We start from the raw sequence: 13084 nt of genomic DNA on the forward strand, positions 1-13084 counted from the left end.
GCGGAAAATCAACAGAAGAAAGAATATCGGGACAGTGACAATCCGGTAGATGAGGAAATGAAGATGAAAAAGAAAATCAGTGCAAAAATACTGGTACTGGCAGGCATTTTATTTGCCGCCGGCATTGCAAGCGTATTGTTAGGCTTTTTATTTATCCACAGCATGAATAAGAAAAGCCAGAAAATTTCCAATGAGTGTATGGAAGCCGTTACTTTAATGGCGGACACATCGACCTCTATTGAAAAAGTGCAGAAATACGCAAACAGTTCGGCGGCATTCAGAATGCAGAACCAAATGGAAAAGAATAACAACAGTTCGGCATCGGACAGTACACAGAATACGTCAGATGTCATGCCGCAGGCAGAAAATATGCAGGCGGAAAATGCACAGTCTGAGAGCGGACAGTCAGAAAACATGCAGATGATGCAGGGTGACAGCCAGCAGGGCACGCAGGATACCACGGGCATGTCAAATCAGCAGAACACCGTATCAGGCGGTTCAGGCGCGCAGGCGGCGGGAAATGCGACAGACAATGCTTCGGATATGAAGACCAATATGGAAAATGAAATCCAGAATCTGACGGCATCTTTTGAAGCCTTAGAAACAGCGGTGAAAGCATTCGGTAATGCAGAAGTGTTAGCCGGTCTGGAAGAATATGAAAGCGTATATGAAGAATACAGCACTAAAATCCAGTCCGTATTAAGCAGTGACAGCAACAGCATGGATGATTATTTTGAACTGACAGCAGAGGGAGACGACAGTATTACTTCAAGACTTGAAACAGCGGCAGATAATCTCAATACATTAATCAGTGCACAGGTCAGTGAAGCATCAAGCCAGTTAAATGAGCAGTACAGCCAGTCTATTATGGTATATGCGGTTATTCTGGCAATCATGTTGATCATTGGCGCAGCCATTATCGTGATGATTATGTTTATTATCAAGCCGTTAAAGTCAGCAAACCGCCAGCTGAATGATATTATCAAAAATATTGAAGAAAGTAATGGTGATTTAACGGCGAGAATTGAAGTGAAATCCGAAGATGAAATCGGGGAACTGGTTGACGGAATCAATTCATTTATTGAAAAGCTACAGCTGGTTATGAAAGATATTAAAAGTAAATCCGATGCCCTACAGGAAGCTTCCGCAAATATGAACTGTCAGATTACGGCAGTCAATGACAATGCAGGCAGTGTATCCGCCGTTATGGAAGAAATGGCAGCGAGCATGCAGGAAATCTCAGCAACGGCAGAACAGCTCAGCGCAGGGTCAGACAACATTTTCCATGCAATTGTGAATGTAACGGACCAGATTACAGAGGGAAATGAAATTACTGCCCGGATTCAGAAAAAATCTGTGCGCTACCGTGAAGATACCGAGCAGGGAAGACAAAGCACAAACGATATGGTAGCACAGATTAAAGACGGTTTAAACCAGTCGATTGAAAACAGTAAGCAGGTGGCACGGATTCAGGAACTGACAGAAGACATTTTAAGCATTTCATCACAGACCAATATGCTGGCACTCAATGCTTCGATTGAAGCAGCAAGAGCCGGAGATGCCGGAAAAGGATTTGCAGTTGTTGCAGAAGAAATCAGGGAACTGGCAGAGGACAGCAGAAAGATTGCTAACAGTATTCAGGAAATCAGTCTGGTAGTAATTGACAGTGTAAAAGATCTGACAGGCAATTCGGGAAAACTGCTTGCTTATGTCGATGAAAGTATTCTGGCAGACTATGAAAAATTTGCAGCGATTACCAATGAATACCGTGATGATGCGGCAAAGGTCAACGATATTCTGGAAAATTTTGCGGTAAATGCAGAAACACTCAAAAATACCATGGCAGAAATGAATTCGGGTATCAGTGACATTTCAACGACGATTGACGAAAGCAGTCAGGGTGTCAATGATGCGGCAGACAGTGTCGGCGGTATTGTGGATTCTATCAATGATATTGAAAAAGATGCTGAAAAAAATACGGAAATCGGACAGAAGCTTCAGAATTATGTCGAAGTGTTTAAAAAGTTCTAACGATTCAATATGAAAGCTTAGACTGTCAAATGGGGCGTGTGACTCCTTAAACGAAGAAATTAGAACCACCGGTAAGGCGGCAAAAAAGAGTGAGTATATTAAAACGTATTCACTCTTTTTTTATTGTCAGTGGCAAAGCAATATGATATAATTTTTAATTATAAGAAAAATTGCGTGAAAATATAGACAAAAAGGAAAGTATATGAAAAAAACATTGTCGGCGCTTATTAAAATCAGTTTTGCATTGGGCTGTGAAAATGATTTTGACACATTGTTTGCAAAGAAAGGCTATTCATCCATTCAGGAGGTTATTAATGAACAATTATAAAAGTTTACAGGTGTGGATGAACGATAAAAAAGTAGGTACGTTGGCAATGGCGGCAGGATATTCAGGAAATTGTAAATGAAGAACTAAAAGACTATATTTAAAATGCAGGACACAGAAAAGGAGAACAAACATGATGAATCCGGCAGCAATGATGAAATTAATGAATGCAAAAAATAAATTTACGGTAAACCATCCGAAATTTGCAGCGTTTTTAAAGGCAGTTTTTTCAAGAGGAATCGAAGAAGGAACGGTGATTGAAATAACTGTGCAAAGACCGGGCGAAGCACCGATAACATCGAATATTAAGGTGAAGGACAGCGATTTGGAACTGCTCCAGAGCTTAAAAGATATGGGAAACTAATTTAAAGCAGGAAATTAAAGGCAAAAAGATAAAGGATAAAAAGGGGGAGAAAAAATGGCAGTCATTGGCATTGATTTGGGAACAACAAACAGTCTGGCGGGCGTCTGGCAGGACGGAAAAGTAGTGCTGATTCCGAATGCATTTGGAGAGTATCTTACACCATCCGTTGTCGGCATCGGAAAAAATCAAGAGGTATTTGTGGGCAGTGTGGCAAAAGAAATGCTTGCAACACAGCCGTATGATACGTTCCGTGAATTTAAAAGAAATATGGGCACAAATTTTCTGTACGGAAACGGCAGAAAAAAATACCGTGCAGAAGAACTTTCGGCATTTGTATTAAGAAGATTAAAAGAAGATGCGGAAAAGTTTCTGGGCGAAGAAGTGACGGAAGCGGTTATCAGTGTGCCGGCGTATTTTGACGATAATAAGCGCAATGCCACAAAAAATGCAGGCAGACTTGCAGGATTAAAGGTAGAACGTCTGATTAATGAGCCGTCAGCGGTGGCATTAAAGCATCATACGGCAGAAAGAGGCGCAGAAAGCTTTATCGTGTTCGATTTCGGCGGCGGTACGTTAGATGTATCTTTGGTGGAAGCATTTGACAATGTCGTGGAAATACAGGCAGTTGCCGGAGATAATTATTTAGGCGGAAAAGATTTTAATGAAATCATTGCGCAGGATTTTTATGAGCAGAATCAGATTTCAGAAGCATATTTAACGAAAAATGAGCAGGAAAATGTTTTAAAAGAGGCAGAGGCAGTAAAAAAAGAACTGACCGATAAAAATGAAGCAGAGCGGCAGGTGTATATTAAAGGCGAAGCCTATACGCTGAAAATGACCAATCAGAGGCTGATCCATCTTTCAGCGGAGCTGTTTTCAAGAATGGCAAAACCAATCGCAAAGGTCATCAATATGGTGGGAATCGAATTAGAGGAACTCGACAAAGTCATATTGGTCGGTGGATCGTCCAAAATGCCCGTGGTACAGCAGTATATTAAAGGACTGCTTGGCGACAAAGTGCCTGTGGTACTGGAGGAAAATCCCGATGAGAGTGTAGCATACGGTGTCGGCATGGCAGCGGCGATTAAAGAGCGCACCGGTGATATTAAAGATATGCTTTTAACGGATATTTGCCCGTTTTCGCTCGGTACGGAACTCTATGACGGCAGTTTTTCGCCGGTTATTGAGAAAAATGAAACACTGCCCTGCAAGCGGACGATGTATTACACAACGGTCCGTAACAATCAGATAACCATGAACTTTCCGATTTATCAGGGAGAAAATATAAAGGCATCGGACAATTTAAAAATTGGGGAAATAAACTTAAAAAGACTGCCGAAAGCACCGGAAGGAGAACAGGTTGTCAAGGTGACGTTTATTTATGACATCAATGGCATTTTAGATGTCAATATAGAGTCATCCGTTGAAAAAGTCCATAAAGTCATCGTCAATAAGCAAATCGGACTGTCGGAAAAAGAACTGGAAAAACGGGTGGAGCAGTTAGAAAAAATGCCGTTACACCCGTGGGAAAAAGAGGAGAACCGTCTGTTATTTGAAAAGGCGGAAAGACTGTATGAGCAGACGACACCAAAGAACCGTCAGGTTATTCAGGAGTGCCTGCGGTATTTTAAGGAACTTCTGATAAACACAAAAGGCAGAAAAGTACGGCAGGAATATGTACGCATTATGGCGATATTGGACTATATAGAGCAGAATCAGGTCGATTTCGGACCGTATGATGAAACGTTCTGGCAGAAAGAAGAGGAAGATACCGATGAATAAATCTATATGGGAATGGCTCGAAATTGAGCCGACAGGAGAAATTTCAGAGATTAGGGCGGCGTATGCCCGTCAGGTAAAAAAGTATCATCCTGAGGATACACCCGAAGAATTTGAGCAGCTTCAAAAAGCTTATAAAAGTGCGCTCAGACAGGCAAGAGCGGCAAAGCGGATGGAAACGGTGCCGCAGTCGGTACAGGAATCCCAAAAGTCCGGCAGCGGTTTTGAAAAACGGGATATGCCGGGATTTTTTGAAAATGCGGGAATGACAGAAGAACCGAATGTGCCGTCATGGGAAAATACAGGCAGTATGTCCAGTGTTACATCAGAACCGGGAACAACACCGGATTTGGAAATTGCCGGTACGCCGGATGAAGTTGAATCTGAAATTGTATCTGATTCTGAATATGATTTTGCGGAAGTCGGAAAGGACGAACCGGAGCAGCAGTGCTTAAAAGAGATTGAATATATCATTATGAATCCGTATCTGAGAAACACGGAGGAAGCATGGAATATATTTTTTAACCGGGAACGGTATAGACAACTGTTTAAACAGCAGGAATTCTGCGAAAAAATGCAGGACAGAATCTGCCGGATGTGGGGGCTGCAAAGAAAAACACTGTTTCTTATTGAACAGCAGTTTAAAGCAGAAGGCTATGAGCAACTGATAGAGAAAAAAGAGTGGAAGCAGAAAAAATCTTTTATAAGAAATTTACACATTATTTCCTATAAAAACAAAAAGACACAGAAACAAAAAAATTTAAACAAGCTGCTGGAGAACCAGACAAACGGGTTAGAAGATTATATGGATCTGTATATGAATTATACGTCTCAGAGCTACGGTGCGGTATACGAAGAATACCGGATTAACCGGTGCCAGTTTAAGCAGATGCTCATTTCCATAATAATATTGATTTTATTTATGATAATAGGTATCTGTGCGAACCGGTCCGTACAGAAAAGTGCAGCCCAAAAAAGGCAGGAACAGCAGCAGGAGCGTTACGTTGATGGGCTTAAAAAATCCGTAAAAGTACAAAAAAGTAACCAATAGAATAGATAAAAATATTATAAAAAATATTAAAAATGCACAAAAAACGTCGAAATTTTTCGGCGTTTTTTTTGAACTAAAATGTTGCATTTTATCGAAAGATGACTATAATAATGATTAAGAGATCAGTACTGTGAACAATAGAATATTTAAAGTAAGGAGGGAAAAGCTATGATTAGTTTTTTCATTTGTCTGCTTCTTTTAATCGGCGGCTATTTTGTCTATGGTAAGGTTGTAGAGAATACGTTTGCACCGGATGACAGAGAAACTCCTGCGGTAAAGATTAACGATGGTGTTGATTATGTAGTAATGCCGCAGTGGAAACTGTTTCTGGTACAGCTCCTCAATATTGCGGGCTTAGGACCAATCTTTGGTGCGATGCAGGGTGCTTTATGGGGACCGGTTGTATTCTTATGGATTACTTTCGGTACAATATTTGCCGGCGGTGTACATGATTATTTTTCAGGAATGCTTTCAGAAAGAAACGAAGGTGCTTCTATTTCAGAAGTCTGCGGTATCTATCTGGGCGGATTCATGAAGAATGTTATGAGAATCTTCAGTGTGGTTTTACTCGTTATGGTAGGTACCGTATTCGCAGTAGGACCGGCCGGATTAATTGTTACATTATTTAAGAACGGCAATGTATCAGGAATTGTTGCAAGTACAGAATTTTGGCTGTGGATTATTCTTGCATACTATTTCATTGCCACATTTATTTCAATTGATAAGATTATCGGACGTATTTATCCGGTATTCGGTATCTGCTTAATCATCATGGCATTAGGTGTTATTATTGGTGTCTTTACACATTCAGATTATCAGATTCCTGAAATCTGGTCACACTTTACCAATATGCACCCGAAGGGAACACCAATCTGGAGCGTTATGTTTATCACCGTAGCGTGTGGTGCGATTTCCGGTTTCCATGCAACACAGTCACCACTGATGGCGCGTTGTATGAAGTCTGAAAAGCAGGGACATTTCGTATTCTATGGTGCGATGGTTGCAGAAGGTGTTATCGCATTAATCTGGGCAGCAGCAGGTTGTTCAATCTATGCAGTAACAGATGGTTTAAGTACTGGTTTAAGTGCCATTCTTGCAAATGGACAGTCCGCAGCAATTTACGATGTATGCTCTAAGACAATGGGCGGTGTCGGTGTTGCCCTTGCAATGATTGGTGTTATTGTATGCCCGATTACATCAGGTGATACAGCATTCAGAAGTGCAAGACTGGTTCTTGCAGACTGGTTTAAGGTTGACCAGTCTAAGTTTACAAAACGACTGATCTTATGTGTACCGCTTTTAGCAGTTGGTGCAGTTGTCGGACATCTGGATTATACAATCGTTTGGAGATATTTCAGCTGGACAAACCAGACACTCGCTATGATTGTATTGTGGACAGCAAGTATGTTCTTATTCAGAGAAAAGAAGAATTACTGGATTACCGTAGTACCGGCAACCTTTATGAGTGCCGTATCTATGACCTATTTCTTCTATGCACCGGAGTGCTTGAACCTCGGTACAACAGTAGCTTACCCGGCAGGTATCATTTTAGCAATTGTATTCTTTGGCATCTTCATGTATGCAACAAAGAAACAGCCAAAAGAAGCTGCATAACAGTAGGCGTTTAGAAAATCTGTAAATGCATTTTACAGAGGTACATAAAAGATAAAATAATTTAGATTAAAGGGGATGCCACATGAAAATAGTTGAAAGCAGACGATGTTTCGTGTGGCTCCCCGTCTTTATTCTTTGGTGAAATAATAGAAAGAATAGAAAGGACACACCAAAGAAACAATGACTGAAGGAAGGGGCTGGTTGTATGTTGTGGAAACCACGTTGTTTAGGAAAAGAATCGCTTGAAAAGGAAGAATTGGCGCAGGATAAAAAGCATTGTAGAAAGTTTGGACCATGCGGAGTGGGAGAAAAAGCGATTTATCTGAACAGTTTTTATTTTGAGAGAAGATATTACATTCCGCTCACTTCCGTAAAAAGAGTATTTAAAAGAGTTGCGATGAGCAAAGGCGGATTCACAGGAAAGGGATTATTTGCAACGATTCCGTATCTGGTTGTGGAATATGACAATGGCGAAGAAAAGCAGTGCAATTTCAAATTTGAAGAAAATGTCGATTCTTTATTAGCCTATTTAAAACAGACACATCCTGAAATCCGGCTTCACAGCGCAGAAGCGGAAAAAAGACTGAAAGAAAAAGAACGTCTTGCAGCAAAGAAAAAAGCAAAGGTTCTGACAAAAGAAGCACAGGAGAATATTGCCGTATTAGAGAATTGTATGCAGTATCTGAATAAGAATGAAGAATTAAGTATTGCATTAAGTGCAGGGGCAAAAAGAAAAAGAGTGTATGACAGAAGTAATCCGGCATATAAATGGGTAGCACTCAGCATTACGCTGTTGGGAGCAGCGGCATTGCTGTATGGTATCTACGCATTGATTACACATGCTGGATTTGCAATGTATTTCCTGTTGTTTGGACTGGCTTCCATTTTCTTCTTTTCCAGTGCCAATGTTTTACCGACTGCAAGAAACAATAAAAAGTACATTGAAACACATTTGGAACAGGCTGTTGATGAAATGCAGCAGTACATCAGACAATATCCGGACTTTCCGGTTCCGGCATGGTATGCACATCCGGTCGTGTTAAAGAGAATGATTGATATTATGCAGGAAGGTCGTGCAACGACCATCGAAAAGGCACTTGAAGTTTTAAAGAGTGATTTAAAAGCATTAAATTCCAGCGTGGCAGTAGAGCAGGAAGAATATGATGAAGTTATGGCAATCAAGCCGATGTTTTTAATTCGTGAGTATCAGTAAAGTAAACTGACCATAAAACAAAAATAAACTGGCTATATAAATAAAATTCAAATTGGTGCTTTCATAATTGCCAGTAAAAGCTTATTCTTATCCGAAGCAAAAGGAACGGAGGATGAGGATGATGAAAAAGTCAGGAAGTATTATTGAAGCAGTTGCAGGCGCTGTGATTTTTGTAATCGGTCTGGTATTGTGTTTTCACAATTATGTACAGAAGGGTAATACGGCATATGCAGTATCATTATTAGTTGCAATTGCAGGTGTGATTGTATTGATTGCGGGTATTTGTAATATCGTGTCCAAGGGAGAGCGTAAACCGGTTGATACAAAGGTATTGGCGCAGGCAGCGCTGTGTGCAGCATTATGTTATGTAGGTGCAACATTTATTAAAATTGATGTTCCGGTCGGAACAGAGAAAACAATGTTTCACTTCGGTAATGTATTCTGTGTTTTAGCGGCATTGTTAATCGGTGGTGCATGGGGCGGTTTAGCCGGAGCAGTCGGTATGACAATCAGCGATTTGACAACGGCGTATGTAACGAGCGCACCAAAGACCTTTATTTTAAAGCTTTGTATCGGTCTGATTGTAGGATTTGTAGCACATAAGCTGTTTCATCTTTCAAAAGACCATTCAGCAAAGTATGTAACCGTTGCAACGATTGTATCAAGTGTATGCGGTATGGCATTTAATATTGTGGCAGACCCGGTTGTGGGATATTTTTATAAATCCTATCTGCTCGGTGTTCCGCAGGACCTTGCCAAGGCACTTGCAAAAATCGGTGCGATTACAACATCGGTTAATGCAGTCATAGCAGTGATTGTAGCAACGATTATTTATCTGGCATTACGTCCGGTAATGAAAAAGACAGGAATGCTTCGGGAATTGTAAAAAAGTTGGAAACTGACATAGAATAAAAAGAGGAACGATATGATAACAGATGAGGTAAAACTTTGATAGTATCATATCGTTCCTCTTGTTTTATACTGACTGTTTAGAATATAGAAAGTGCGTGATTAAAGCGGTTGCACGATAGGTTGTCCTTTAATTGTAATTAAGATAGTAGGTGTTCTTGCCCAGTTCTTTCGCCTGATACATCGCTGCATCAGCACCCTGTACCATATAGCTGTAATGCAGCTGACTGCCGTTTTCAGCAAAAATGCCGATACTGCAGGGAATAGACATTCGTTCACCGGTTTCTAAGTTTATAAGACCTTCCTGTAGTTTTTCAAAAACTGTACGGATTTCATTTTCAATAGTTGTCTTTGAATCGACTGCGGCAAGGCAGAAAAGAAATTCGTCACCACCGTTTCTGCCGACAATTCCGTTAATGTTTTCTTTTAAAATAGAGGCAACAAAGCGGATAACGCGGTCGCCTTCCTGATGTCCGTAGAGTGTATTATAGTCACGGAAATTATCAATATCCAGAAAGCCGACGGCAATGCGGGTATGTGTGTCGTTTGCCTGTTCAATCATAGCATGTATTTTATTTTCAATGGCATTTTTATTGAAAAGCTGTGTCATCGGGTCTAACTGTGTTTTTTTGGTAAGATATCGTTGATATTCCTGCTGATGTACTTCATTGGCTTCAGCATAGGCTAATAGTGCATTAATTTTATTGGATAAATTACCAAGTTCATCATTTTTATCATACGGAATACGTAGTGCATAGTTTTTTTGCAGCTGGACATTTTCAAGCGTGCCGGAAATCAGGTGTACCGGTTTGGTTATTTTTTTCGTAATCAGGTAATGTACCAGTAAAAGGACAACGGAAGTCCAAAGAACTGTTGTGCCAAGCAGGATGCGGTAGGCAGTTTTCATTTTCTGATAAGAACTTAAATCAATAGTAATAAAAATTATCCAGTCTGTGTAATGAACCGGTGCATAATATATCGCGTATTCATTTCCGGAAACGTTAAAATAAAATTGTCCGGAAGTGTTAGAATGATTGGTGCAGGATAAATGTTCAGTAATTTTCTGCCATATGGCGTTGTCATTGGCATCAGTCAATGAATCGGAAGTAGATTCATCCGGATTGCCGGCAGTGATAAAAAAGTTATTGTTATCAATAAGATAGAGCAGCCCGTTTTCCCATAAAGTTGTATTGGAGCGGTAGTTGTCAAAGTATGAAGTGGGAATTTCTTCTACAACATAGCCAATTATGTTTTGTGTATTAAGGTCAAAAATACCGGAGTATGCAGCAACAACAGTAGTCATTTCACCATCAATTAACCGCTGGTAGGCATCGGAAATTATGAAATTGCCGTTTAAAGAGTCTGAATCAGCATGGGCAAAATAATCTGAAGTTGAAGCAGTAATATTTTCACTGGATGCAACAATGTTAAAATTGGTATCTATAATGAAAAGACTCTGTAAAAAATCACAATGGATTTTTCGCTCCCATAACATATTATTAATATAGGAAATGGAATCATCATCTGAAATGCTGCCATCCAGACTGGAATGAACAGCATCCTGTATCATTTCATACTGGGTAATCATATTAATCGTATCTCTACGGGCTTCACAAAAACTCTCGATACTGGATATGGTAGATTCACTGATAAAGCGCAGATTTTCCTGCATCATGCTTTTAGTGTTTTTATTATTCTGTACAATCATGACAGAAGCAAAAATATAAAGCGGAATCAGTGAAGCTGTCAGCAGGATAATATATAAAGTGTGTTTAATTTTCATATGAAATCCTTTCATTTGGTCTGCAATAAATAATAGTAATGATTATCAGATAATAGTATATTGGTACTATAATATAGTATTTTGGTAGGAATGTCAATGGAGAATACAGGAAATCATAAAACTTTAACAAATTAGATTTTATAAACAGTGTATGCAGTTTCAAAGAATGTCAATACTTATATCTTGAAAGAACGAATATACCGCAATTGCGGTAGGAATGGAGAGGAAAATGAGTAATAACATGGATTTGGGGTATGAGATGTTCTGCTATCAGTGCGAGCAGACGGCAAACGGAAAAGGCTGCACGAAAATGGGTGTCTGTGGAAAGACACCGGAAATCGCAAATTTGCAGGATTTGCTGATTTATCAGGCAAAGGGAATCTGCTGTTATGCAAAAAAATTATTGGAAACAGGGGAACATGCGCCTAAAGAAGTGGTGCGTTTTTTGGAAAACGTTCTTTTTACAACGCTTACAAATGTAAATTTTGATGCAGATGTACATGTGGAATTATTAAAGGTATCGCAAAACATTAAGGAAGAATTGCGGGAGCAGACAGAGACAGAAATCAACCGCCCGGCAGCAGTTTATAATCTGCCGGAAACCAAAAGTGAAATGTTAAAAGATGCGCCGATGGCAGGAATTATGTATGACAAAGAACTTGACGAAGATATCCGTTCATTAAGACAGACGATTCTTTATGGATTAAAAGGCATCAGCGCATACGGACATCAGGCAAGAGAACTGGGATATTACAGCACACAGGTCGATGATTTTTATATTTACGGATTGGAAGCACTTACAGACGATGCGTTGACGGTGGAAGAATTAATTCGGATGACGATGCGTACCGGTGAAATGGCATTAGAGGTAATGAAACAGTTAGATGAAGCGAACACAAGCGTTTATGGCAATCCGTATCCGCATAAGGTGAGTGTTCGTAGAAAAAAAGGACCGTTTATCATCGTATCGGGACATGACTTTAAAGATTTGGAAATGCTGCTGGAACAGACCAAAGGCACAGGTATTAATATTTATACCCATGGGGAAATGCTGCCGGGTCACGGCTATGAAGGATTGAAAAAATATCCGCATCTGGTGGGCAATTTTGGCGGTGCATGGCAGGACCAGCAGAAAGAATTTGACAATCTGCCGGGCTGTATTTTAATGACAACAAATTGTCTGATGCGTCCGCGTGAGGGGTATAAGGACAGGATTTACAGCACCAATGTTGTCGGCTGGGAAGGAGTAAAGTATATTCCTAAAAAGGAAAACGGCGAAAAGGATTTTCATGAAATCATTGAACAGGCATTGGCACTAGGTGGATTTTCCGATGATGAAGAAGAAAAGGAAATTACAGTGGGTTTTGCACATCAGGCGGTGCTGACCTGTGCTGAAAAGATAGTAGAAGCCGTAAAGGACGGAACAATCCGCCATTTCTTTTTAATCGGCGGCTGTGACGGCGCAAGACCGGGAAGAAATTATTATACGGAATTTGCAAAAATGGTGCCGCAGGACTGTGTGATTCTGACACTGGCATGTGGAAAATACCGCTTTAATAAGCTGGACTTTGGTGAAATTGCCGGACTGCCGCGTCTGATGGACGTCGGACAGTGTAACGATGTTTATTCGGCGGTACGCATTGCCACTGCACTTGCCGATGCGTTTAATACCGATGTAAACGGACTGCCTCTTTCCATGATTGTGTCCTGGTATGAGCAGAAAGCAGTAGCGGATTTGCTCGCACTGTTAAGCCTTGGCGTCAGAAACATTTATTTAGGACCGACACTCCCTGCCTTTTTAAGCCCGAATGTATTGCAGTATCTGGTGGATACGTTTCATATCCGTGCAATCAGCAACGCGGAAGATGATATTAAGACGTGCCTGAAGCAGAATATTGCATAAAGCACTTAGAATTTTCGAGAGTTGTTTATATTATGGGAAATAAACAACTCTCAAAAAATCTTGTTATGGAAAGAGAACAACAGCCGGAAATTTTAAAATCCATATTAGATTA

General features: G+C 40.3%; 10 protein-coding genes. 9 read left to right on the forward strand and 1 reads right to left on the reverse strand.

Features of this window, described 5'->3' with window-relative positions; genetic code table 11:
- Positions 1-63: 63 nt before the first annotated feature.
- The 8 genes from WMO37_RS00295 to WMO37_RS00330 all read left to right on the forward strand — a co-directional run bounded on the left by WMO37_RS00295 (position 64) and on the right by WMO37_RS00330 (position 9263).
- On the forward strand, positions 64-2031 hold the full coding sequence (locus WMO37_RS00295; RefSeq protein ID WP_349153971.1) for a methyl-accepting chemotaxis protein: 1968 nt from the start codon (positions 64-66) through the stop codon (positions 2029-2031).
- A gap of 202 nt (positions 2032-2233) precedes the next feature.
- A complete protein-coding gene (locus tag WMO37_RS00300; RefSeq protein WP_349153972.1) occupies positions 2234-2359 on the forward strand; it encodes a hypothetical protein in 126 nt (41 codons plus the stop codon).
- 130 nt (positions 2360-2489) lie between these two features.
- Positions 2490-2720: a hypothetical protein gene (locus tag WMO37_RS00305; RefSeq protein WP_349153973.1), complete on the forward strand. Its 231-nt coding sequence runs from the start codon at positions 2490-2492 to the stop codon at positions 2718-2720.
- Between the two features lie 54 nt (positions 2721-2774).
- Complete coding sequence (locus tag WMO37_RS00310; protein WP_349153974.1) at positions 2775-4502, forward strand: Hsp70 family protein; 1728 nt, start codon at positions 2775-2777, stop codon at positions 4500-4502.
- Positions 4495-5550, forward strand: a complete 1056-nt coding sequence (locus tag WMO37_RS00315; RefSeq protein WP_349153975.1) for a hypothetical protein — start codon at positions 4495-4497, stop codon at positions 5548-5550. The genes WMO37_RS00310 and WMO37_RS00315 overlap by 8 nt, the downstream gene beginning before the upstream one ends.
- Positions 5551-5718: 168 nt before the next feature.
- A complete protein-coding gene (locus tag WMO37_RS00320; RefSeq protein WP_022431091.1) occupies positions 5719-7164 on the forward strand; it encodes a carbon starvation CstA family protein in 1446 nt (481 codons plus the stop codon).
- 205 nt (positions 7165-7369) lie between these two features.
- On the forward strand, positions 7370-8377 hold the full coding sequence (locus WMO37_RS00325; RefSeq protein ID WP_022431092.1) for a hypothetical protein: 1008 nt from the start codon (positions 7370-7372) through the stop codon (positions 8375-8377).
- A gap of 118 nt (positions 8378-8495) precedes the next feature.
- A complete protein-coding gene (locus WMO37_RS00330) occupies positions 8496-9263 on the forward strand; it encodes an ECF transporter S component (protein WP_349153976.1) in 768 nt (255 codons plus the stop codon).
- 153 nt (positions 9264-9416) lie between these two features.
- Here the strand turns inward: WMO37_RS00330 and WMO37_RS00335 are convergent, their stop codons facing one another.
- On the reverse strand, positions 9417-11069 hold the full coding sequence (locus tag WMO37_RS00335; RefSeq protein WP_349153977.1) for a sensor domain-containing diguanylate cyclase: 1653 nt from the start codon (positions 11067-11069) through the stop codon (positions 9417-9419).
- Positions 11070-11298: 229 nt separating this feature from the next.
- Between WMO37_RS00335 and hcp the strand changes: the two genes are divergently transcribed.
- Positions 11299-12972, forward strand: a complete 1674-nt coding sequence (gene hcp, locus WMO37_RS00340) for a hydroxylamine reductase (protein ID WP_349153978.1) — start codon at positions 11299-11301, stop codon at positions 12970-12972.
- Positions 12973-13084: the final 112 nt, after the last annotated feature.

The organism is Lachnospira intestinalis (genome assembly GCF_040095895.1).
GTDB lineage: Bacteria > Bacillota > Clostridia > Lachnospirales > Lachnospiraceae > Lachnospira > Lachnospira intestinalis.